At 63.5% G+C, this 22,782-nt stretch carries 22 protein-coding genes, 2 tRNA genes and 1 riboswitch; of the genes, 13 read left to right on the top strand and 11 right to left on the bottom strand.

Going from position 1 to position 22,782, the window contains the following annotated elements:
- Positions 1–145 precede the first annotated feature (145 nt).
- Positions 146–1,606, top strand: coding sequence for a metallophosphoesterase family protein (locus KG722_RS08725; protein WP_213271343.1), 1,461 nt, complete (start codon positions 146–148; stop codon positions 1,604–1,606).
- Positions 1,607–1,985: 379 nt separating this feature from the next.
- Here the strand turns inward: KG722_RS08725 and KG722_RS08730 are convergent, their stop codons facing one another.
- Entirely contained in the window at positions 1,986–3,206 is a 1,221-nt protein-coding gene (locus KG722_RS08730) for a saccharopine dehydrogenase NADP-binding domain-containing protein (RefSeq protein WP_213271344.1), read from the bottom strand.
- A gap of 148 nt (positions 3,207–3,354) precedes the next feature.
- Positions 3,355–4,530, bottom strand: a complete 1,176-nt coding sequence (locus tag KG722_RS08735; protein ID WP_213271345.1) for an acyl-CoA dehydrogenase family protein — start codon at positions 4,528–4,530, stop codon at positions 3,355–3,357.
- Positions 4,531–4,598: 68 nt separating this feature from the next.
- Between KG722_RS08735 and KG722_RS08740 the strand changes: the two genes are divergently transcribed.
- Positions 4,599–4,844, top strand: coding sequence for a hypothetical protein (locus tag KG722_RS08740; RefSeq protein ID WP_213271346.1), 246 nt, complete (start codon positions 4,599–4,601; stop codon positions 4,842–4,844).
- A gap of 7 nt (positions 4,845–4,851) precedes the next feature.
- Here the strand turns inward: KG722_RS08740 and KG722_RS08745 are convergent, their stop codons facing one another.
- Positions 4,852–6,072 carry an aminotransferase class V-fold PLP-dependent enzyme gene (locus KG722_RS08745; protein ID WP_213271347.1) on the bottom strand — a complete coding sequence of 407 codons (1,221 nt, stop codon included), beginning with the start codon at positions 6,070–6,072 and terminating at the stop codon, positions 4,852–4,854.
- Positions 6,073–6,141: 69 nt separating this feature from the next.
- Here KG722_RS08745 and KG722_RS08750 point away from each other — a divergent pair, with 69 nt between their 5' ends.
- Positions 6,142–7,095, top strand: a complete 954-nt coding sequence (locus KG722_RS08750; protein ID WP_300998325.1) for an alpha/beta hydrolase — start codon at positions 6,142–6,144, stop codon at positions 7,093–7,095.
- Here KG722_RS08750 and KG722_RS08755 read toward each other — a convergent pair.
- The gene (locus tag KG722_RS08755) at positions 7,092–8,492 is read right to left on the bottom strand and encodes a Mur ligase family protein (protein WP_213271609.1); all 1,401 of its coding nucleotides are present in this window, start codon (positions 8,490–8,492) and stop codon (positions 7,092–7,094) included. The genes KG722_RS08750 and KG722_RS08755 overlap by 4 nt on opposite strands.
- A 55-nt stretch (positions 8,493–8,547) precedes the next feature.
- Between KG722_RS08755 and KG722_RS08760 the strand changes: the two genes are divergently transcribed.
- Complete coding sequence (locus KG722_RS08760) at positions 8,548–9,387, top strand: LD-carboxypeptidase (protein ID WP_213271348.1); 840 nt, start codon at positions 8,548–8,550, stop codon at positions 9,385–9,387.
- A gap of 57 nt (positions 9,388–9,444) precedes the next feature.
- On the opposite strand, the gene KG722_RS08765 is transcribed toward KG722_RS08760, so the two are convergent.
- From KG722_RS08765 to KG722_RS08775, 3 genes are read right to left on the bottom strand one after another with little or no spacing between them, the layout of a single operon-like run.
- Positions 9,445–10,863: an NAD(P)(+) transhydrogenase (Re/Si-specific) subunit beta gene (locus KG722_RS08765; RefSeq protein ID WP_213271349.1), complete on the bottom strand. Its 1,419-nt coding sequence runs from the start codon at positions 10,861–10,863 to the stop codon at positions 9,445–9,447.
- 2 nt (positions 10,864–10,865) lie between these two features.
- A complete protein-coding gene (locus tag KG722_RS08770) occupies positions 10,866–11,237 on the bottom strand; it encodes a proton-translocating transhydrogenase family protein (RefSeq protein ID WP_213271350.1) in 372 nt (123 codons plus the stop codon).
- Complete coding sequence (locus KG722_RS08775) at positions 11,234–12,361, bottom strand: Re/Si-specific NAD(P)(+) transhydrogenase subunit alpha (protein WP_213271351.1); 1,128 nt, start codon at positions 12,359–12,361, stop codon at positions 11,234–11,236. Before KG722_RS08775 ends, KG722_RS08770 begins: the two co-directional genes overlap by 4 nt.
- A gap of 59 nt (positions 12,362–12,420) precedes the next feature.
- Here KG722_RS08775 and KG722_RS08780 point away from each other — a divergent pair, with 59 nt between their 5' ends.
- From KG722_RS08780 to galU, 8 genes are all read left to right on the top strand, one after another.
- Positions 12,421–13,188, top strand: a complete 768-nt coding sequence (locus tag KG722_RS08780) for an SDR family oxidoreductase (protein ID WP_213271352.1) — start codon at positions 12,421–12,423, stop codon at positions 13,186–13,188.
- Positions 13,160–13,723: an AAA family ATPase gene (locus KG722_RS08785; RefSeq protein ID WP_213271353.1), complete on the top strand. Its 564-nt coding sequence runs from the start codon at positions 13,160–13,162 to the stop codon at positions 13,721–13,723. The genes KG722_RS08780 and KG722_RS08785 overlap by 29 nt, the downstream gene beginning before the upstream one ends.
- A 48-nt stretch (positions 13,724–13,771) precedes the next feature.
- Positions 13,772–13,962: riboswitch (cobalamin riboswitch) on the top strand.
- Positions 13,963–14,070: 108 nt separating this feature from the next.
- Positions 14,071–15,921, top strand: a complete 1,851-nt coding sequence (locus KG722_RS08790) for a TonB-dependent receptor (protein ID WP_300998329.1) — start codon at positions 14,071–14,073, stop codon at positions 15,919–15,921.
- On the top strand, positions 15,918–16,733 hold the full coding sequence (locus KG722_RS08795; RefSeq protein ID WP_213271354.1) for an ABC transporter substrate-binding protein: 816 nt from the start codon (positions 15,918–15,920) through the stop codon (positions 16,731–16,733). Before KG722_RS08790 ends, KG722_RS08795 begins: the two co-directional genes overlap by 4 nt.
- Positions 16,730–17,713: an iron ABC transporter permease gene (locus tag KG722_RS08800; protein ID WP_213271355.1), complete on the top strand. Its 984-nt coding sequence runs from the start codon at positions 16,730–16,732 to the stop codon at positions 17,711–17,713. Before KG722_RS08795 ends, KG722_RS08800 begins: the two co-directional genes overlap by 4 nt.
- Entirely contained in the window at positions 17,710–18,459 is a 750-nt protein-coding gene (locus tag KG722_RS08805) for an ABC transporter ATP-binding protein (RefSeq protein ID WP_213271356.1), read from the top strand. Before KG722_RS08800 ends, KG722_RS08805 begins: the two co-directional genes overlap by 4 nt.
- A gap of 99 nt (positions 18,460–18,558) precedes the next feature.
- Positions 18,559–18,801, top strand: coding sequence for a hypothetical protein (locus KG722_RS08810; RefSeq protein ID WP_213271357.1), 243 nt, complete (start codon positions 18,559–18,561; stop codon positions 18,799–18,801).
- An 85-nt stretch (positions 18,802–18,886) separates the two neighbouring features.
- Positions 18,887–19,759: a UTP--glucose-1-phosphate uridylyltransferase GalU gene (gene galU / locus KG722_RS08815; protein WP_213271358.1), complete on the top strand. Its 873-nt coding sequence runs from the start codon at positions 18,887–18,889 to the stop codon at positions 19,757–19,759.
- Positions 19,760–19,905: 146 nt separating this feature from the next.
- Here the strand turns inward: galU and KG722_RS08820 are convergent.
- The 3 genes from KG722_RS08820 to KG722_RS08830 all read right to left on the bottom strand — a co-directional run bounded on the left by KG722_RS08820 (position 19,906) and on the right by KG722_RS08830 (position 20,441).
- Positions 19,906–19,982, bottom strand: a tRNA-Arg gene (locus KG722_RS08820).
- Positions 19,983–20,024: 42 nt separating this feature from the next.
- Complete coding sequence (locus KG722_RS08825) at positions 20,025–20,333, bottom strand: ETC complex I subunit (RefSeq protein ID WP_213271359.1); 309 nt, start codon at positions 20,331–20,333, stop codon at positions 20,025–20,027.
- 31 nt (positions 20,334–20,364) lie between these two features.
- A tRNA-Pro gene (locus KG722_RS08830) sits at positions 20,365–20,441 on the bottom strand.
- Positions 20,442–20,797: 356 nt separating this feature from the next.
- Between KG722_RS08830 and KG722_RS08835 the strand changes: the two genes are divergently transcribed.
- Positions 20,798–21,826: an AraC family transcriptional regulator gene (locus KG722_RS08835; protein ID WP_213271360.1), complete on the top strand. Its 1,029-nt coding sequence runs from the start codon at positions 20,798–20,800 to the stop codon at positions 21,824–21,826.
- 13 nt (positions 21,827–21,839) lie between these two features.
- Here KG722_RS08835 and KG722_RS08840 read toward each other — a convergent pair whose 3' ends face one another.
- Positions 21,840–22,724, bottom strand: coding sequence for an acyl-CoA thioesterase II (locus KG722_RS08840; protein WP_213271361.1), 885 nt, complete (start codon positions 22,722–22,724; stop codon positions 21,840–21,842).
- Positions 22,725–22,782: the final 58 nt, after the last annotated feature.

A 22,782-nucleotide genomic window follows, 5' to 3' on the forward strand; every position in this document is an offset into this window, starting at 1 on the left:
GCGAGAGGGAGCTTACACCCGTTTGGGAGGGCGGTCTTCTGAGCGGGGGGGCAGAGTGGTCTGGCAAGGCCCCGTTAAGCATCAAGGCGGCCGGTTTGCAGACTTGCCGTTCATATACGTTCGTTACCATGAAGGAAGAAGTACGATGATCCGGGTCCGAGCCTTTATTCTTTCGGCTAGCCTTTCAATAATCTGCGCTACCGGTGCAAACGCGCATCAAGGCCACGCAGCGCCGCCATGGCAACAATCATCGGTTTGGCCCGACCGGATCGTCGTTACGCTCCCGGATGATCCGGCGACATCCTTTGCGGTAACCTGGAGAACGTCAGCGGACGTTGAAAACTCTGTCGCGGAAATCGCTGTGGCAACACCTGATGCCCGCTTCGATCTGGCTGCGGAAAGCCGCACGGCAGTATCTGAAGAACTCGATCTGGCAACTGTGAAACGACTTGGTGCAGATGTTCCAGTTGAATGGAACAGCATGCTTGCGCCCGTTCGCTTCCATTCGGTTACCTTTGATGGCCTTGAGCCGGACACGCTGTATGCTTACCGCGTTCGGGGCGCAGACTCGGCATGGAGTGAATGGTATCAGGTGCGGACTGCGCCTGTTGATGGTCCGATCTCTTTCATCTATGTGGGGGACGCGCAGAACGGTATCCTATCGCATTGGGCGCGGACGATCCGGGCCGCATTTCAGACGGCGCCTGACGCCAGGTTCATTCTTCATGCAGGCGACCTCGTGAACCGCGCTTCGCGTGATTTTGAGTGGGCCGAGTGGTTTAAGTCTGTCGGGTTTATCCACGGTATGATCCCGGCGATGCCCGTTGCGGGCAATCACGAGTATGATCGCATTGGTCTGCCGGAAGATACGACAAGCCGTATTCTCTCCATCCTGTGGCGCCCGCAGTTTACCCTGCCGGTCGAAGAAACACTCCACGCCGATCTCCGCGAGACCGTCTATGACGTGCGCTACACAAAGGATCTGCATCTCTTCGTCCTCGACACGCAAGCAGGCCGGATCGACGAACAGGCCGAATGGCTGGACAAGGCCCTGTCAGAGAGCGACGCCCGCTGGCGGATCGTCTCGATGCACCACCCGATATTCTCCTCAGGCCGCGGAAGGGATAATGCTGACCGCCGGCAGATCCTTTTGCCGGTTTTCCTCAAGCACAATGTCGATCTCGTTCTGCAGGGACATGATCACACCTATGCGCGGGGCCTCATACCTCAGGATGATACGACCCAGACACCAGAACGTATTGCAATGGGTGATACGGATCTTATCAAGACGATGTTCGTCAACTCTGTGTCGGGTGCCAAGCAGTATACGTTCAAGGATGACCGCTGGGACGGCTATACCTCCGACGGTGTGGAACTTAAGAACTATGCAGAAAACACTCAATTTTTCCAAGTCGTTCGCATCTATGGCAATACGCTGAGCTATACCGCTTATACAGCGACGAGGGAAATCTATGACAGCTTCGTCATGACTAAAGGAGAAGATGCAGTAAAAACCCTGCTGGAAGGCAGCGGATCTACGATCGATCTTCGCCTTTTCGAGAGCACGATGCCCTACCCAGGGGTAAGTGATCTGAGTGCGGAGTAGTAAGTCCGAGCGATTGGCGCTGTAAACTGCGTATTCAGGATTAGCCTTCCAGTTTACAGCGTCGTCGGAACGTGGCTTAGAGCAGACTGAAGGGTGCTGACCTGCCACTGAACTTTGATCTTGACGGGATTAGAGCCGCTGCGGTCTGTACGCCTTCCAGTGCGGGCTTAGCAACGAAGGATTGGCGGAGCTTTTAATCAGTAGGTCACAGGTTCGAACCCTGTTGGGCACACCAAATTTTTCAGTAGATTCACCTGTTTGCCTGGTGCGCCTGCAACGCGGTCGGGACCAGAATGTTCCGGTCGTAGGGTGCCCTTCTGACGCGTGCCGCAGGGTTACGGTCAAAAGACACCCCGCCCGCGGTTTGAGTCTCCAATCTTCACGTCGCTTGAAGTTCAAACGTAAGACCGGCATGAGCCTGCAGCCGGTCGATCAGTTTATCGCCCATGAGCCCTGCCGGGGTCCAAAACCCGCCCACGGTGTTTTCCGGCACGTCCCTGGCCAGGCAGGCAGCGGCCTGTGCCAGCATTTTAGCCGTGGAGCCATACCCTGGGTCGCGATCCCCGGTTACCCGGCATCTGATTTTGTCGCCGCGGCGTGTTGTTCCCAGGAACACCAGATCATATTCGCCATCGAGCTGTTGTTGTTCGCTCGGCCCTTCTCCCGGCTTGGGGAGGAAATAATTTTCCAGTAGCCAGCGCGTGGGCGGGAAAGCGAAGGCGAGCATCCCGCCTGCCAGTCCCAAGCTGATCGCTCTGGCCGTGCGCTTGCCGCGGCCACCGGCTCCCGACAACATGGCCTCTTCATACATAAAGTCGGTGCCATAGCTGTTGTTGCTCAACGCGTTGGAACGATGGACGACGCGCGCGTTGATGGCCGCCATGATGAAGGGAGCAATCCAGCTGTTGCAGTCTTCGTCATAAGCCATCTGCACATCGTGCTGGCGGGCAGCAAAGGCATGGCCCGGCGGGCAAAGGCTGTAGGGATCCTTCAATTGCCTGCGCAGCTGAGCATCCCCCGACGCCTCCTTGACCATATTGATCATGCTCGCAATCGTTCCGCCGGAAGCTGCGCCCTTGATCTTCGCTACCCGCATGTTGATCCGGTTGCAGGTCTGACCAAGCTTTTCCGTTGCCTGCTGCTGAAGAAAATGGACACCCAGATCCGAAGGAATGGAGTCAAACCCGCAACAGTGCACGATCCATGCGCCGCTCTGCCTGGCGGCCTGCTCATGGCGCTCCTGCATCTTTCGGATCCATTGCGGCTCCCCTGTGAGATCGCAGTAATGGGTTCCCGACGTAGCGCAGACCTTTACCAGCGTGTCACCATAAAGCGCATAAGGCCCAACCGTAGACACGATGACTTTGGTCCTTGCGCTCATTGCCTTGAGAGCCGCTTCATCACTGGCATCGGCGACGATCAATTCGATGCCTGACAAGCCGATGTCCTGGCTGAGTTTTTCCAGCTTGCTTCGCGAGCGCCCGGCAATAGCCCATTTGATCGCTCCTTTCCCGAACTGCTCATTCATGTAGCGAACCATGATCTGACCCACGAAACTGGTCGCGCCGTAAAGAATGATGTCGAAGGTCTTGTCTGTCATTTGGTTCTCTGAACGCCTTGGGGTCAGCTACGAATGGCTCGGGCAGCCTTTGATCGATGAGGGGCGCCCCGTTTCAGCTTCGCACCATTGACCAACCGCTGTCTGAAGGCAAACTGGTGATTTCAGCCCAACCGCCCCCACCAGAACCCTAAAGCCCCAAAACCCCCTTCGCGATAATGTTCCGCTGAACTTCGTTCGAGCCGCCATAGATCGAACCGGCCCGGTTGTTGAGATAGCGCGGCATTGCCGTCACCAGCTCCGCCGGGCCGATCGGCGCCACATTCGCCAGCGGATGCACCGCTTCCAGCTGTTGGACGCCTGCGTAAATCCCGCTCGCCAGAACGGCGAGCTCATCTACCGCCTGCATCAGCTCGGTGCGCTGTATCTTCAGCATCGAGGCTGCCGGCCCCGGCGGTTTGCCGCTGGAAACAGCCGAAAGAATGCGCTGCTCGGTGCCTTTGATGGCCTCCACGCGCGTCCCCAGATCGCCGGCAAGACGCATGAGATCGGGGCACCCGATCCCTGTCACATAACGCTGCAAACGGGCAAGGCCTGCCTCCAGCCCGGCAGACGATCCGCCCGACCGCTCGAATTCCAGAAGGTATTTTGCCACCGACCAGCCATCATTCTCCTCGCCGAGGCGGCCGGACTTTGGCACGCGGACCTCGTCGAAAAACACCTGGTTGAGTTCATGCTCGCCCGCCAGCGTGATGATCGGGTCCACCTTGATCCCGGGGATCGACATGTCGAGCAGGAGGAAAGTTATCCCCTTTTGCGCCTTTGCCTCCGGGTCCGTCCGCACAAGGCAGAACATCTTGTTGGCGTGGTGGGCATGGGTGGTCCAGATCTTGGTACCGTTTAGCACATAATCGTCCCCGTCACTCACCGCCCGCAGCTGCAGCGAGGCCAGATCAGAGCCCGATCCCGGCTCCGAATAGCCCTGGCACCAATAGTCCTCGCCCGAGAGGATCCGCGGCAGGTAATGCGCCTTTTGCTCCGGCGTGCCATAGCCGATGATGCACGGGCCCACCATGCCCAGCCCCATCGGCGCCAGCCCCGGCGCGCCTGCGCGGGCGCACTCGCTGGCAAAGATATAGCGCTGCATTTCGCTCCAGCCGGTGCCACCATACTTCTTCGGCCAGTGGGGCGCGACCCAGCCGCGTTCATGCAGAATGCGCTGCCAGGGCAGGGTGAATTCCGGCTCGATGAAGACGCTGGTGGCCAGCCGTCCGGCAGCGGCGAGTTCGGGGCTCAGCTTTTCCCCAAGGAAGGCTCGCACTTCCTGCTGAAATTCAACATCCTGCGATGACAGATCTAGTTTCATGGTCCGTGCCTCCCGGCTCATCCTCTTGCTTTCCTCATGACAGAGCAAGCAGAACAGCATGAGGCAAGATGCACAGCTGGCGTCAGCTGCGCGCGCTGGAGGCGGTCAATCCCAGGATCGATCCGCAAGCGTATGGCTCTTACGGCATTGACGCCGCCATCGTCGCGCCGCTCCAGCCTCCCATGGGCGTCTGCGCGCCAGCCATGCGCTTCCATATGAAGAGTGCCAGCCGCAAGCTGGGCGTTTCCGGCCGTTCACAGTCGATCCGGCTGGCGACAACGCTCGGCTATCCCGGGCAGGGCAGCGGGGCCTGAAACGGGGTCAGGTGACTTTCGCCCGCGCGTGGAACTCCGGCTTGTCCCAGCTGCCACTCTGCAGAATGTGCTCAAGCGCGTCCATCGCGCCCCGGACATCTGCATGGCTGAGGAAGAGCGGCGACAGGCCAAAGCGCACAGTATCGGGCGCCCGGAAGTCTGCCATCACGCCGCACGCGGCCAATGCCTGAACGACGGGATACCCCTCCTTGATCCGCAGGCTGACATGTCCGCCGCGCCGCGACGGATCCCGGGGCGACATCACGTCCAGCCCCATGCTGTCTGCCCGGCTGATGACAAGATTGCCCAGCGCCCTTGCCTTCGTGGCAAGGGCGCTGGCGCTCACATTCGCGAATGTCTCCAGCGCGCCGCTGAGCGTCGCCAGCGACAGGATGGGCGGCGTACCGCTGGCAAAGCGCGCGGCGCCGGCGCGGGGGGCATAGTCCGGCGTGAATGCAAACGGCGCGGCATGGCCCATCCAGCCCGGCAGCGGCGAAGCCAGACGGCCGGCCAATTCGCGCGCGGCATAGATGAAGGCCGGCGCGCCGGGACCGCCATTGAGATATTTGTAGGTACAGCCCGCCGCGAGGCGCGCGCCACTCGCCTTCAGTTCGACATCCAGAACGCCGGTCGCGTGGCTGAGGTCCCAGACAATGATAGCGCCGTGGCGGGCTGCTTCTGCTTCGAAATCGTCAATCCTGGCAACCTCTGCCGAGCGATAGTTCACCGCGCTGCGGATCAGGACACCGCCGCGGGAAAGCGCGCCAAAGCCGCCGCCCGCCGCAAGGCGCTGAAACTCCGCGCCTGTCTGCCGGGCCATCTCCTCGGCGATATACTGGTCTGTCGGAAACTCGTCTTCCTCAACAAGGATCACCCTGCGGGCGGCAAGGGGCAGGGCGGCAGCCGCCAGCTTGAACAGGTTGACCGAGACGCTGTCAGTGACAATCACTTCCTCCGTATCCACACCGATCAACGGCGCGATCTGCGCGCCTGCGCGCTCGGCAAGGTCGATCCAGCCTGCACTGTTCCAGCTTCGCACCAGGTCGCGCTGCCAGTCTGCCTGCGCTTCGCGCAGGCGCTCTGACGCCGAGAGTGGCGGCGGGCCCAGAGAATGGCCGACAAGATAGCAGCAACCTTCCGGCAAGCAGAAAAGGCGCCGCTTGCCTGCCAGCGGGTCGATCTGGTCGAGCGCCAGTGCAGCGTCGCGGGAATGCGGGAGGGATGCCATTTGAGCCACTTGCCTGTTCGGACGAAGCTGCGACACTAGCTTTCAGAGACGCCGGGGCAAGGAGGCAACATGTTCAAAGCCATTTCGGCTGTCGGGGCGCTGGCCCTGCTGGCGGCGGCCTGCACGCCGGCGCCGAGCCCGGCCAGCGCGCCGGTCACTGCTGCGATCGAGGAACCCGCCATGGCCGAGCCCCCTTTGATGACCTGGCCGGACCTGTTGGCCATCGAGCGGCCCACCGGCGCGGAAAAAATTGGCTGGGGAACGGGGCAAACCGATATTGCCGATCTCTGGTTACCGGCGGGGGCAGGCCCACACCCCGTGGCGGTGATGGTGCATGGCGGCTGCTGGCAGAAATCGATTGCCGACCGCACGCTGATGGACTGGATGGCCCATGGCCTTGCCCAGCGCGGATGGGCCGTCTGGAACATTGAATATCGCGGTGTGGACGAGGCAGGCGGGGGCTATCCCGGAACCTTTCTGGATGTCGGCGCCGCCACCGATGCGCTTGCGGTCTATGCGCCTCAGTACAATCTGGACCTCTCCCGCGTGACCGGTATCGGGCATTCGGCGGGTGGCCATCTCATTCTCTGGCTCGCGGCGCGCGGCAAGCTGCCGGAAGGCAACGCGCTGAAGCCGGAGAGCCCCATCGCCTTTCGCGGCGTTGTCGTGTCAGGCGGCCTGGCAGACCTTGAGGCTGCCCGGCCGGTGACACTGGAGAGCTGTCTTGATGCGGTCTACGAACCGCTGACCGGCCCGGCAAGCGCAGAGCGGCCTGATCCGCTGGCGGATGTTTCGCCGGCGCGCCTGCTGCCCATTGGCGTACCTTTTGTCAGCGTCCATGGCGACAAGGACCAGATTGCGCCGCCGCTTCTGGGCGAGGCATTGACCGGGAAAGCCGTCGCGGCTGGGGACGCTGCCGAACTGATCATTGTGCCTGAGACGGGTCATGTGGAACTCGTCGCGCCGGATACGGACGCCTTCCGCCTGCAAGCAGAGGCGCTGGAGCGCTTTATCCAGCCCTAGCAGGCCTTAAGGCTGGCCAGAAGCTCCTGCGCAAAGACCGTCAGCGTGTCATCCCGCGCGCCCATGACGAGGATGCGGTCGCCTGGCTGGGCAAGTTCCATCAGGCGGGCGCCACAGGCGGCGCGGTCGCCCAGCGCCTCGGCGTGTCGGCCCAGCGCCGTGATGTCAGCGGCAAGGTCCGTGCTGCCGACAGAGCGGTCGACGGTGCCCCCGAAATAAGCCGGCTCGGGCATGAGGAGGATATCCTCCGCATCCAGATTCTGCGCAAAGCACTCGGCAAACTCGCGGCGCATGTTGCGCAGCGGGCCAAAGCCGTGGGGCTGGAACATCACCAGCACGCGTCCGGGGAACTGGTTTATGGTGCGCAGGGTCGCGGCGATCTTGTCCGGGTTGTGCCCGAAATCGTCTATCACGGTCACGCCGCCCCCCGTGCCGATCACATCGAAGCGGCGGGAGATGCCCGCGAAGCTGCCAAGCGCTTCTGCGGTTTCTGCCAGCGTGACGCCGCAGGCCAGCGTGGCGGCAATAGCGGCCAGCGCATTGGAGACGTTGTGCTCACCCGGCGTTGCGAGGCGGATGGGGGCGGAGGCGCCGGAGGTCTGGTCGTGTACGGAAAAAGTGATGTGGGTGGGCGCAGGCGCGATGTCGTGCGCGGTGAGGCGGGCAGCAGGATCGCTCAGGCTGTAGGTGACCGCTCGGGGAAAGGCCCCGGCCATGCGGGCGGTCTCGTCATTGTCGAGGTTCAGCACGAGGGTTTCGGCGCGGGCCGCAAAGCCGCCGAAGAGGGCGCGCAGCTCGTCCATCGATTTATGATCGAGCGAGATGTTGGAGACGACCGCGACGCGCGGGTTGTACCCGGCGATCGAGCCGTCGCTTTCGTCAACTTCTGAGACGAAGATGCCGCTGGCGCCTACCAGAGAGCTGGCGAAGAGGGCGTCCGGCGTCTGGAAATTCTTCATGACCGCGCCGTTCATGACGGTGGGGCTTTTGCCGGCATGGTGGAGTATCCAGGCGATCATGCCGGTGGTGGTGGATTTGCCGCTGGTGCCTGCCACGCCGATGGCTGTTGGCGCGGCGTTGAAGAGGGCGGCGAGCATCTGCGCCCGGCTCATCCGCCTGGCCCCCACGCTCAGGGCGGCGGCAATATCGGGCACGGTCTCCTCTATGGCGGCCGACGCCACGATGACCTGATCGGAGCTGGTCACCCCGCTGCCATCCTGCGGGAAGAGGCGGATACCGCGCCCACGCAGATAATCAAACTTTTCCGGCGTGCGCCCCTGATCGAGCGAGCGGTCCGACCCCTCGATGATGTGGCCCTGATCGAGCAGGATCAGCGCCAGCGGCAACATGCCGGAGCCGCCAATGCCGCAGAAGAAGTAGCGATTGTGATTTATCATAAAGTCCACTCTAACTGCGATTCTGATTACCCCAATCTGTGCCTTGGAGCCGCAAATGTTACAACGCAGATCGCGCATCGGCATCGTCGCCCCCGGAAGGGCTCTCGATCAGTCTATCGCGGATCGCGTGACTGCCCTCGCCGGCGACGCGGCGGAGCTGGTCTTCCACACCCAATGCTTTCTGCACGACGGCCACTTCGCTGGGCCGGATCAAGCGCGGGCCGATGCCTTCGTAGAGTTTGCCAATGACCCCGCACTCGATGCGATCTGGTTTGCGCGGGGAGGGTATGGGGCTTGCCGGCTCCTGGATCTGGCGTTTGGGCGGCTGGGGGAGGCGGCGCGGCGCAAGACCTATATGGGGTATAGCGATACCGGGTTCCTGTTGGCGCGGCTCGCGCGTGAGGGGGTTGGCCGGGTGGCGCATGGGCCGATGCCGGCGGATATTCTGCGGGAGGGTGGCGAGGCTGCCGTGCGCCGGGCGATTGGGTTTCTGACGGGGGTGGACGGCGATGCGGGGGTTGAGCCATCGACGCTCGCGCCTGGAAAGCACGCGGCGTATAACATCAGTGTACTGGCGAGTCTGATCGGCACAGTGCATGCGCCTGACCTTTCCGGGGTGACGCTTTTGATCGAGGATGTGGGCGAGTATCATTACCGGCTGGACCGGCTGATGTTCACGCTGACCTCCAGCGAAACGGTGCGCGCGGTAGCGGGCATCCGGCTGGGCCGTTGCGGGCCGATCCCGGTGAATGATGTGGATTTCGGGAAAACCGAGGAAGAGATTGCGCAATCCTGGTGCGCGCGGGGTGGCATTGCGTATCTTGGCCGGGCCGACATTGGCCATGATGTGGGCAACAAGATTGTGGTGTTCGGGGCGCGGGGCGCGGGGGCATAAAAAAAGCGGGCATCGCGTCTGCGAGCCCGCCTTTTTGTTTGAGGGCGGATGACTGGGTCAGAGGTTCTTGACGATGTCCTCGACCATCTTCTTTGCGTCGGCCAGCAGCATCATCGTGTTGTCGTTGAAGAACAGCTCGTTCTCGATACCGGCATAGCCCGAGCCCATCGAGCGTTTGATGAAAAGCACCGTGCGGGCGTTTTCCACGTCGAGGATGGGCATGCCATAGATCGGGGAGGTCTTGTCCGTCTTTGCGGCGGGGTTGGTTACGTCGTTTGCGCCGATGACGAAGGCGACATCTGAAGAGTTGAACTCCGAGTTGATGTCTTCGAGCTCAAACACCTCGTCATAAGGCACCTGCGCTTCGGCCAGCAGCACGTTCATGTGACCCGGCATCCGGCCCGCGACGGGGTGGATGGCGTATTTCACTTCGACGCCTTCTTCTTTCAGCTTCTCGGCCATTTCTTTCAGCGCGTGCTGGGCCTGGGCGACCGCCATGCCGTAGCCTGGCACGATGATGACCTTGGAGGCGTTCTTCATGATGAAGGCGGCGTCTTCGGCCGAGCCGCGCTTATAGGGCCGGTCTACCTTTGCGCCGCCAGCCGCGGCCGCTGCATCTTCCCCGCCAAAGCCGCCGAGGATGACCGAGATGAAGCTGCGGTTCATGCCCTTGCACATGATGTAGGAGAGGATGGCGCCCGAAGATCCGACGAGCGCGCCGGTGATGATCAGGGCGAAGTTGCCGAGCGTGAAGCCCAGCGCCGCTGCCGCCCAGCCGGAATAGGAGTTCAGCATCGAGACGACGACGGGCATGTCTGCCCCGCCGATCGGGATGATCAGCGTGATGCCGAGGATCAGGGCCAGGGCGGTGAGGCCCCAGAAGGCCCAATGGGCCGTGCCGCCGGACTGGATGAGGATCACCATCAGGGCAATAATGCCGACGCCGAGGGCAATGTTCAGAAGGTGGCGGGCGGGCAGCAGGATCGGCGCGCCGCTCATATTGCCGTTGAGTTTGGCAAAGGCGATGATCGAGCCGGTGAAGGTCAGCGCGCCGATGGCCGAGCCGAGGCCAAGCTCGATCAGCGAGACGGCGTTGATCCCGGTGATGCCGAGGATGCCGAAACTGGCCGGCGCATAGAGCGCGGCCGACGCCACGAGAACTGCCGCGAGACCGACGAGCGAGTGGAACGCCGCGACGAGCTGTGGCATGTCCGTCATCGGAATTTTCCGCGCGATGATGGCGCCGATCGTTCCGCCGACGGCAACTGCCCCGATCATCAGCGCCCATGTGGCAGCGTCCAGCGAGTCCCACAACAGGATGATTGTGGTCGCCACGGCAATCGCCATGCCGATCATGCCGTTGCGGTTGCCCTTCTGGCTGGTGGCAGGGCTGGAGAGGCCGCGCAAGGCCAGGATGAAGAGGATGCCCGATACGAGATAGAGCAGGGGCGCCCAGGTCGAGTTGAACTGTTCCAAGACTACTGCCCCTTCTTCTTGTACATGGCCAGCATGCGCTGGGTGACGAGGAAGCCGCCAAAGATGTTGACGCTGGCAAGGGCGACGGCGATGGCGCCGAGGATCTTGGCGATCCAGCCTTCAGAAGACAGGCCGTGAGCGGCGGCGGCAACCAGCGCGCCGACGACGATCACGGATGAAATCGCGTTGGTCACAGCCATCAATGGCGTATGCAGCGCCGGGGTGACCGACCAGACGACATAATAGCCGACAAAGCAGGCGAGCGCGAAGATGGCCGCCAGGAAGACGGTCGAGTCGATGCTGCCGGCGTCGGCGAAAGCCGGAAGCGCAAAGGCGGCGAGGGCGAGGGTAGTGGCAGTAGCGCGTTTCATCACTTCAGCCTTTCACTAACGGTTGCGCCATTGCGCGTGAGCAGCATGGCAACGACGACTTCATCCTCGGTATCGAGATTGATCGCGCCGTTTTCGGCGGTGATCAGGGGAATGAAGGCGAACAGGTTCTTGGCGTAGAGCGAGGAGGAGTCGGCCGGCAGGCGCGCGGGCAGGTTCGAGAACCCGGCCACTTTGACGCCGCCAACATCGACGATCTCATCGGCTTTCGAGAGCGGGCAGTTGCCGCCCTGGCTTACGGCCATGTCGACAATGACCGAGCCGGGTTTCATCGACTTCACCATTTCCTCGGTGATCAGTACGGGCGCGGGGCGTCCCGGGATCAGCGCCGTGGTGACGACGATGTCCTGCTTGGCGATGTGGCTGGCCGTGAGGGCTGCCTGTTTGGCCTGGTATTCAGCCGACATTTCCTTGGCGTAGCCGCCGGAGGTTTCAGCCGCTTTGAACTCGTCATCTTCCACCGCAATGAACTTGGCGCCGAGCGAGGCGACCTGTTCCTTGGCGGCGGGGCGCACATCGTTTGCGGTGACAACCGCGCCGAGGCGGCGGGCGGTGGCGATGGCCTGGAGGCCGGCCACGCCTGCGCCCATGATGAAGACCTTCGCCGGGGCAATCGTGCCAGCCGCCGTCATCATCATCGGCATGGCGCGGCCATAAATCTGGGCGCCTTCGATCACCGAGCGGTAGCCTGCAAGGTTTGACTGGGACGAGAGCGCGTCCATCGACTGGGCGCGGGTGATTCGAGGCGTGAATTCCATCGACAGCGCCGCGATCTTCTTTGCGTTCAGCGCGGCCAGCTCCTCTGCCGGATAGGCAAACGGCTCCATCAGCGCGATCAGCGCCGCGCCATCGGGCAGGGCGGCAATCTCGCCAGGTTCGGGCCGGCGGACCTTGAACACGATGTCCGCGTCTTTCGCCGCTTCGCCAGCCGAGCTGGCAATACTGGCGCCCGCTTCGGCAAAGGCTGCATCGAGGAAACCGGCCACGGTTCCCGCGTCTTGCTCGACCGTGACCGAATGGCCCAGTCCAACAAGCTTCTTGACTGTCTCCGGAGTTGCCGCCACGCGGGTTTCGCCGGGTCGCCGTTCTTTGAGCACTGATATCTTCATGGCGCCTTGGATTAGGTTAAATGTTGCGCTGTGCAATAGTTATTTTGAGGGTTGAGGGCATGAGTTTGTTTAGTCTCGCTAACAGGACAGCTCTGGTGACGGGGGCATCCAGCGGCCTGGGCCGCCATTTTGCGCATGTTCTGGCTGATGCCGGCGCCACAGTTATCCTTGCAGCACGCCGGATGGACCGGCTTGAGGAAGTCGCCGCCGCGATCACGAAAAAGGGCGGAAATGCCCTGACCGTGGCCATGGACGTGACAGATGATGGCAGCATTGTCGCCGCTTTCGATTCTATCAAGGAAGCCCTCGGCCGCCCGGCGGACATCCTCGTCAACAATTCCGGAATGTCCCGCGGGGGCTGGTTCCGCGACATGTCCGAAGAAGACTGGAACGCGGTGATCGATACCAATCTCACCGGTGTCTGGCGCGTGGCCAAGCATGGCGCCAACGCCATGGTGGCGGCCAAGGCCAAGGGGTCGATCATCAACATCGCCTCCATCACGGGCCTGCACCCCCAGGCGATGACGACCGCCTATTGCGTCTCCAAGGCCGGGGTCGATCACATGACCCGCCAGATGGCGCTGGAAATGGCCCGCTATGGCGTCCGCGTGAACGCGATTGCGCCGGGCTATTTCAAGACCGAGATCAATGACGAATTCCTCGACAGCGAGCAGGGGCAGTTGATGATCCGCCGGATCGCCATGCGCCGGATCGGCGACATCAACGAACTGGCCGGGCCGCTGCTGCTGCTGGCGTCTGATGCCGGCAGCTTCATGACCGGCTCGACCCTCGTCGTGGATGGCGGGCATTTGCTCAACAGCCTTTGATTTGACTGGCCGTGTCGTTATCACGGGGTGCTCGGGTGGAGGTAAGTCCGCATTGCTGGATGAACTTGCACGGCGCGGCTTCAGCATAGTCGCGGAGCCGGGGCGCCGGATCGTGCAGGAACAACTGTCAAAAAGCGGAAACGCGCTGCCCTGGATTGACATGTCGGCCTTTGCCCGGCGTGCCATTGACATGGCAGCGCGCGACCTTGAGCGCGTGCAGGGTGATGCCGGTTGGGTGTTCTTTGATCGCGGATTGATTGATGCTGCCGCAGCGCTTTGCGCGGCAGACGCCCTGCCGGTTGAGACACTGCTCCCACCGACAAGTCCCTATCATAAAACGGTGTTCATAGTGCCGCCCTGGCTGGAGATTTTTCACTCTGACCCGGAGCGCCGGCATGGGTTTGATGAGGCGGTCCGGGAATACGAGCAGCTGACGCAAGTTTACCCTGCATACGGTCATCAGCTTGTCGAATTGCCAAAGGTATCGATTGGCAGACGTGCAGACATTGTTCTGGCAAACCTCGCCTTGAGCTGAGACCGGTAAAACCAACTGCCGCTTGCCGCGTTACGAAATCCGCATTACAGCCAAATCCACGCAACAGGTGCCCGGATCATGGTCCGGGTGAAAAGGGAAGCCGGTGGGAATCCGGCGCTATGCCCGTAACTGTGAGCGGGGAGCCGTGTGAGCGATACGCCACTGGGAAACCGGGAAGGCAGCTCTCTCCGGCGATGATCCGCGAAGTCAGGAGACCTGCCTGTTGCCGTCGTTGGCTCGCCGTCCGGGAACAGGCGTAGGGCCGCGGAAGGCCACCTTCCGTTCATGCGACATGTCATGAACCCGCCGCGAGGAAACCCCTCCGGTCCAAGAAGGATGCTGTGGATATGTTCCTCAGAGCCGCACTGCTGGGCGCTTCGGCGCTTGTTTTCAACGTTACCCTTGCGCAGGCCGAAGAGGCCCGCATTCTCGATACGGTCGAAGTTTCGGGCCTGCGCGCCGTCGAGCCCGAACATGTCACATCGTCCGTATCCGTCCTGACGCAGGATGATCTGGCCGTCCGCCTGTCGCCCAACCCCGCTGACCAGCTGCGCGCGCTACCGGGTGTTGCGGTTTCCCGTTCGGGAAGCCTTGGCGGCCTGACGCAGGTGCGCCTGCGCGGGGCCGAAGCCAACCATACGCTTGTCCTCCTTGAAGGCATCGAGATTTCCGATCCGGTCAATGGCGACACCGATTTCGGCCTGCTCACGGCCCTGCCCACAGGCCGCATCGAAGTGCTGCGCGGGGCCTCCTCCTCGATCCATGGCTCGGATGCCATTGGCGGGGTTGTCTCCCTTTCGGCAGCGCGGGAGGCGGGTTTTAACGCCTTTGCCGAAGCCGGCAGTTTCGGCACCGTCCGCGGCGCGCTCGGTCTCTCCGGCGCGCAGTTTGGCGGCGCCATCACCGGCTTCACCACTGACGGCGTGGACACGTCCGGCAGCGGCGGCAGCAAGGATGGCTCCGAGGCGCTCTCGGGTTTCGTGAATGGCAGGTTTGATCTGGGGGCGGACTGGTCGCTTTCCCTCGTCGGCCTCGCGCGTCAAACCAGGTCCGAGTTTGACGCCGACACCGACTTTGACGGCCTGCTGAATGATGTTGACCGCAGCACTGAGGCGGACCAGTGGCTGGCAGGCGTGGCCCTGGCAGGGTCCTTCGGCCTGCTCGATCATATCATCCGGGCGAGCTTCAATGAGGTTGACCGCGATAATTTCAGCGTTGGCACGAAGACCGACGACGCCAGGGGCCAGCGCGCCAAGCTTGCCTGGTCGCCCAGCTATACGAGCGGCGTCCACACGCTGACCGGCCTTCTGGACTATGAGCGCGAAGATTATGACCGCACGGATGTTCAGTATGCTGGCGCAACCGACGCGTCCGAGCGCTTTGAGTCTGTTGGCCTCGCGGCAGAATATCGCCTGGCGGCGGGCGCGTTCGACTTTTCGGCATCGGCCCGGTTTGACGACAATGACGGACGCTTCGATGATGCCACCACCTGGCGTCTTGGCGCAGGCTACACGATCGACAGCATTGGCGGGCGGGTGCGTGCGTCTGCCGGAACCGGCGTGAAGAACCCGACCTTTACGGAGCTGTTCGGCTTCTTCCCCGGCAGCTTCGTCGGCAATCCGGGCCTGAAGCCCGAAGGGTCCACCAGCTGGGAAATCGGCTGGGAACAGACGATGGGTGAGTTGAGCTATTCGGCCACCTATTTCGAGGCGGACCTGACCAAGGAGATCTTCACCGTCTTCAATCCGGATTTCACCTCGACGGCAGCCAACCGCGCCACCGACAGCGAGCGGAGCGGCATTGAACTGGCGGCCCGCTGGCAGGCGCTGGAGAATCTGGCGTTGTCCGGTCAGGCGACTTTCTTTGACTCGCAGGACACTAACGGCGTGGACGAGATCCGGGTGCCGGAGGCAACCGCGTCCCTGGCAGCTGACTGGCTGGTCAATACCGACGGCCTGCGTCTTGGCGCAGCGCTCGATTATGTCGGCGATCAGGGCGACACCGATTTCGGCCCGTTCCCGGCCCGGGCGGTCAGTCTGGATGCCTACACCCTTGCCTCGATCACGGCAGAATATCCGCTGACGGAGCGTATCTCGTTCACCCTTCGCGGTGAGAACGTGCTCGATGAGACGGCTACGGATGTCTATGGTTATACTGGCCCGGGCGCCGGCGTGTTCGTGGGGTTGAAACTCAAGTGAGACAAGGGCTTGCAGCCTTTCTCCTGATGATGGGGCTGGCCGGTTCTGCATCCGCAGGACCGGCCAGCCTCGATCCCGGACGGCCGAGCGTGGTGTCCCTCGACTATTGCGCCGACCAGTTCGTGCTGGCGCTCGCGGACCGCGGGCAGATCCTGGCCCTGTCGAAGGATTCCGAACGCGCTTTCAGCCATTTGCGGCAGAAGGCAGCGGGCATTCCCAAGGTGCGCGCGGCGGCAGAGGATGTCGTCGCACTGCGGCCTGATCTTGTTGTGCGCAGCTGGGGCGGGGAGGCGCGGGCGCTTGCCCTGTATGAGCGCTTCGGCATCAGGACGGTGCAGATCGGGTATGCCGAAAACGTTGAAGACACAGGCCGCCTGCTGCGAGAGGTCGCCGCCGCAATCGGGCAGCAGGACCGCGCCGAGGAGATCCTCGCCGCGACACCGGCGCCGGCTGAGCCCACTGGCCGCGCGGCGCTGTATGTGACCCCCGGCGGCGTGAGCGCGGGCAGGGACACGATGATTGGTTCGATCATGACCCATGCCGGCCTCGCGAATGCAAACCGGGGGACGGGCTGGACAAGCCTGCCGCTGGAAAGTCTCGTTCTGGAGCCGCCCGGCCTGATGCTGGCGGCCTTTTTCGGATTTGATGATGACGCGACTGACCGCTGGTCGGTCTCGCGCCATCCGGTGATGCAGCGTCTGATGGCAGAGGCCCAGGTGATCGACATGGACGAGGCCCGGGTTTCCTGCGGCGGCTGGTTCGTGGCTGATGAAGCCGCTGACATTGCTGCGGCGCTGGAGGCCGGGCGATGAGCCGGCTGACGTTCGCCCTCGCGCTGATCGCTGCGCTGCTGTTTGCGGTGTCCGCGCTTGTGGGCACCGCGCCGCTGCCGCTTGGCGACACGCTGGCGGCGCTGGCCGGGAAGGGCGACGAGCGCGTGCGCGCCATCCTCTGGGAGCTGCGCCTGCCGCGCGCGGCCGCTGCCTTTGCCGTGGGCGCGGCGCTTGGCCTTGCCGGGGCAGGGCTGCAGGGGTTGTTGCAGAACCCGCTGGCGGAGCCTGGCGTGCTGGGCGTGTCTGCCTTCTCGGCGCTGGGCGCGGTCATTGCGATCTTCTTCGGCTTTGCGGCGGTGGGCAGTTTTGCCGTGCCCCTGGCGGCGATCTTAGGCGCAGGGATTGCCACCCTCCTTCTGGTTTTCGCCGCGATGCGCGGGGCCGGCAGCGTGACGCTGCTGCTGATCGGTATCGGACTTTCGAGCCTTGCCGGGGCGCTGATGTCGCTTGCCCTCAATATGGCGCCCAACCCCTATAGCCTCGCTGACCTCGTCAACTGGATGATGGGCTCGGTGGCCAACCGCTCCTGGGCGGACATCCTGCTGGGCGCGCCCGGATGGGTCATCGGGGCGGGCCTTGTCCTGATGGCAGGGCCCGGCCTTCGCGCGCTGAGCCTTGGCGATGAGACAGCCAGGACCCTTGGCGCAGACCCGCGCCGCATCCGCCTCATGGTGATCACCGGAACTTCGCTTCTGGCAGGCGCCAGCGTGGCAACGGCTGGCACCATCGGCTTTGTGGGCATCGTGGCACCGCACATCATCCGCCCGTTCGTGCGGCATGATCCCCAGCGCCTGCTGATCCCGTCGGCCTTGCTCGCCGGGATCATCCTTATGGCCGCCGACATCGCCATCCGCGTCCTGCCCTTCCAGCAGGAGCTGAAGCTGGGCGTGGCGGCCGCGCTGGTCGGCGGGCCGGTGTTCATCTGGATCGCCACGCGGCTGGGGAGGGTGTCGCCATGATTTCTGCCGAACACCTGACTGTGACCCTGAATGGCCGGGCCGTGGTCCGGGATGTCTCCTTCTGGCTCAATACCGGCGAGATGGCGGCGCTGGTTGGCCCGAACGGGGCCGGGAAAAGTACGGTGCTGAAGGCGCTGTCGGGGGTGTTGCCCTCAGGCGGCGAGGTTCGCATCGGCGGCGCCCCGGCGGACAAGCTGACCGTGAGAGGGCGGGCCGAGCGCCTTGCCTGGCTGCCCCAGACCCGGCCGGTGGCGTGGAACCTGATGGCCGCGGATGTGGCAGCGCTGGGCCGGTTCGGGGGCGCGCCCGGGCCCTTCGACGCAATGGGCGAGACTGACCGGGCCGCCGTGCGCGCGGCGCTGGAGAAGGCGGACGCGGCCCAGCTGGCGGAGCGGCCTTTCCAGGCGCTTTCAGGCGGGGAGCAGGCGCGGGTTCATCTTGCGCGACTGCTGGCCTCGCCGGCGCCGGTGCTGCTGCTGGACGAGCCGTGCGCGGCGCTGGATATAGCCCATCAGCTGTTGCTGATGGCGGCGCTGCAGGCGGAGGCGGAGGCGGGGCGGACGCTGATCGTGGTGCTGCATGATCTGGAGCTGGCGGCGCGGTTCTGCCCGCGTATCCTGGTGATGCAGGACGGCGCGCTGGTGGCTGACGGGGCGCCGGAGGCGGCGCTGTCGGCGCCGACGCTGGGCGATGTGTTTGGCGTGCGCCGGGGCGCCGGGGGCCGCCTGGAGCGGGCAGTTCCCTGACAATAGGGGAACTTTTACAGGCGCTGTTAGGGTCATGTTAGGCCAAATTTGGGACAGTTCCGGTCAGATCGGGACAATTGATACCCCGCAGGACCTTGCATGAACGCCGTCAAGAAACCGCTCGACCAGGAACCGGAAACGCCCGCCGCAGAAACCGCTGCCGGGACCCCGGCTGCGCCCGCACGCGCTGGCCACCCATCCCCGGTGCACATCCTGCAGGCCCGGATCGAGGCGGCATTCTCTCCGCAGAACGAAGGCAAGGTGATGCGCGTGCTTACCATGCTGCTGGTGGTTGCCCTGTCTGTCTGGATGGGCGCGCTTGTGCTTCAGGGCGGCGCCTGAGTTTTTTCGCTTGGCAGGCGACTTGCTAGACAGCAGCAGGCCGTGCCGTTAGGGCACAAAGAGTATTCCAAGGAGTGTCACGCGCATGCGCGTCAGAAAAGCTGTACTTCCCGTCGCCGGGCTCGGCACCCGTGTGCTGCCTGCCACCAAGGCCATTCCGAAGGAACTGCTTCCCGTCGTCGACAGGCCGGTGATCCAGTATGTGGTGGATGAGGCGCTGGAAGCGGGGATCGAGCACATCGTGTTCGTGACCGGTCGCGGCAAGGGCGCCATCGAGGACTATTTCGACCATGCCTATGAGCTGGAGACCCAGCTGAAGGCGAAGAACAAGACCGACATTCTCAAACAGGTCGAGGCTTCGCGCCTCCCGGCGGGCTCGTCGAGTTTCGTGCGCCAGCAGCAGCCGCTCGGCCTTGGCCATGCGGTGTGGTGCGCGCGCGATGTGATCGGCAACGAGCCTTTCGCCGTGCTGCTTCCCGACGTGATCGTGAAGGGCAAGCCCTCCAGCCTCAAACAGATGGTCGACGCCTATGACAAGGTGGGCGGCAATGTGATCGGGGTGGACCCCGTGCCGGAGGAGCGCGTCTCCTCCTATGGCGTGATCGCGCCGGTCTCGCGCGACGGTCGCCTGATCAAGATGTCCGGCATGGTGGAGAAGCCGCCGCGCGAGAGCGCGCCTTCAAACCTTGCCATTACCGGCCGCTATATCCTGCAGCCGGAAATCTTCGCTCTTCTGGAAAAGCAGGGCGCGGGCGCTGGCGGCGAGATCCAGCTGACGGACTCGATGGCCAGGCTGATGGAGATCCAGGATTTCTACGCTTATGAGTTTGAAGGCTCGGTGCATGATTGCGGCAACAAGACCGGCTATTTCGATGCCGTGCTCGCCCATGCGCTGGACAATCCGGACACGGCAGACTTTGCCCGCGCGCTGGTGAAGACAACCGCGCAGGCGCTTTGATTGCCGGGGAGCTGGCAAACATTCCAGGCAGACTGACTTGATTGCCGGAGTGGCCGCTGCAATTCTGAAACATGCCTTACGCCTGTCGCGGGCTGATTTTTGTACAATCAGTCTTTGAGCGCCTGGTGCCTGCCGACAGCAAAGCATGGTGACCCCGGCAGGACTTGAACCTGCGACCATTCGCTTAGAAGGCGAGTGCTCTATCCAGCTGAGCTACGGGGCCAAACCCTTGGGAAGGGATGCGCGGGGATTAGCGCAGCTGGCCTTAGTGTGTCCACGGCTGTTTGCGGTCGGCCGAGAAGTTCTCGGCATAGGACTTCACCAGGCGCTTGCGCTCGCGCGGCTCGTCCACGGTGAAGTTCAGGCCTTCGCGCTCGGCATAGGCAATGGCCTGTTCGCGCGTGTCGAACTGGAGGCGGACCTGGCCGGACGTATCGTCGATGCTGGTCCAGCCCATCAGGGGATCGGGTCTGCGCTGGGCATCGGGATTGACGAATTCGAGCGTCCATTCCTTCGTGTTGCCACGACCCGATTGCATGGCGCTCTTGGCCGGCTTGTAAATCCGAGCTTCCATTCCAGAGCCTCCCGAGGCACCCAAAAATGATTGGTCGGAGCGATAGGATTCGAACCTACGACCCTCTGGTCCCAAACCAGATGCGCTACCAGACTGCGCTACGCTCCGGAGTCCCGGTGTAGTCAGATAAGACCGGTAAGCAAGCGCTTTTCGCTGTGCCGGAGGGGTGAATCTGCTGTGTTGCTGTGAGGATCCCAAGGGAATGAAGGAGCCAGCCGCCGTTTTCGCCCGAAAGCATGGCTGCCGGCTCCCGCCATTTGCACGAAGGGACCAGTCACCTTGCGGCAAGCCGGGCTCCGCGTGCGTCCCCTGGCGGCACCTAAACATTCTGACAGCTGGCGTGTCTTGACATTTGCGGCCACTGCCAGTGTCTTTTCCGGCCAGCGGTCAACTTTCTGATTGCGAAGTTGTGTTGGGCCTGTGGGGGCACACGCTGCGGTTCTGCCGCGGGAAGGACGAGGCCCATGCCGACTGTGTCTTCGGCATATCTGTCGAATTATGCTGAAACCTGCATCGCGCTGGGCGCGCCGGCGCAGAAGATCTACGCACTGGTGCCCGGCGGGCGGACGGCGCTGGACCAGCCCGACGAGCGCTTTGCCGCCGATGTGGTGGTGCGCGTTCTCGATGCGGCGGCCGAGTTTACCGGGAACGAGACGGTGGGGCTGCGCGTGGGCATGCAGTTCCGCCCGGCGAGCTTCCTTGATGTCGGCTACGCGCTGTCCTCAGCGGGCACGATCAAGCAGGCGCTTGAGATCAACACCCGCTATCAGGCGCTGACGCAGGAGATCGTGCGCACGAGCCTGGAGATCAGCGGGGGCCTTGCCCGCATTCGCTGCGCGCCGGCCCTGCCGGGGGTGGAGGCGATGCGGCGGGTGATGGAGGCGGTGTTTGCCGGCTATGCCACCATCGGCTTCTGGCTGCTGCGCGATCATGGCAGCCCGATCGAGGCGATGCAGTTCCGCCACCGCGACCCCGGGCCTGCCTGCCGCGAAGTGTATGAAACCCTCTTCGGCAAGGGCGTGAAATTCGGCGCGAAGGAAGACATGCTGGTGTTCCGGGCTGACCTCGTGGTGCGGCCGCTGCCGGGGGAGAACCAGGCGCTGGTGCGCCTTCTGACCGAGCGGCTGGAGACGCGGCTGGCGGCGCTTGAGGAGGGGGTGAGCCTGCCGGAGAAGGTGCGCAACTGCCTGCACATGCAGATGGGGCGCGGGCGGCCCGGCATGGCGGGGACGGCGAAGCTGCTCGGTTTTACCGAGCGAACGCTGCGCCGGCGGCTCTCTGCGGCGGGGGTGAGCTTTGCCGACCTCCTGCAGGCTGCGCGCAAGGAGGCCGCCGAGATTTACGTGCGTGAGGGCAAGCTGTCGCTGACCGAGATCTCCCATGCCACTGGCTATAGTGACCAGAGCGCCTTCGTGCGCGCCTTCCGGGGCTGGCACGGCGTGTCGCCCGGGGCTTACCGGCGGGCGCTCTCCGCGCCGCCGGAAGAGAGCTGAACGAGCAGGCCGGTCAGCTCTTGCGGGGCTTGCGTTCGACGCGGCGCATCAGGCCTTCCTGAGCGACCGAAGCGACGAGGCGGCCGGTGCTGTCATAGATCGAACCACGGTTGAAGCTGCGCGCGCCGCCGGCATAGGGGCTGTCCATCGAGTAGAGGTGCCAATGATCGAACTTGGTGGGCGCGTGGAACCACATGGCGTGGTCGAGGCTCGCCGACATCAGCTCGCCGGTCATCCAGGAGACGCCGTGGGGACGGTTTCCGGTGCCCAGCAGCGCCATGTCGGAGGCGTAGGCCATAAGGCAGTGATGCAGCCAGGGGGCCTCGTCAATCGGACGGGCAACGCGGAACCAGAGGTTCTGCTGGTCGCTGGCCCTTTCCGGCTTCAGGGGATCGAGCGGGTCGATCTCGCGCATCTCCACCGGACGGTCGCGCAGGAAATGGCCGCGATGGCGCTCGGGCACCTGCTCGGCAAATTTGCGACGCCATTCGATCCGGTCGCCCAACTCGTCCGGGGCGGCCACCTCGGGCATCTCGTGCTGGTGGTGCCAGCTGTCCTCGTTCACATGGAAGGAGGCGGCGAAGTTGAAGATCTGCTTGCCATGCTGGATGGCGACGACGCGGCGGGTGGTGAAGGAGCCGCCATCGCGGGAATGGTCGACCTGGTAGATGATCGGGACGCTCGGATCGCCGGGGCGGATGAAGTAGCAGTGGAGGGAATGGCAGAGGCGGTCTTCCGGCACGGTGCGGTAGGCGGCGACGAGCGACTGGGCGATGACCTGGCCGCCGAAGACGCGCTGGCTTTCCTCTTCATCCGGGCTCTGGCCGCGGAAGAGATCAAGTTCGAGACGCTCCAGATCGAGCAGGGTGAGGAGGTCTCCAACCGGGTCCTTAGCCATGGCCATATTCCTTATCATATTATTCTTGTGCGGCGCAGCATCTACCAGACCTCGCGCA

It is taken from the genome of Hyphomonas sp. (genome assembly GCF_018402285.1).
Taxonomy (GTDB): Bacteria; Pseudomonadota; Alphaproteobacteria; order Caulobacterales; family Hyphomonadaceae; genus Hyphomonas.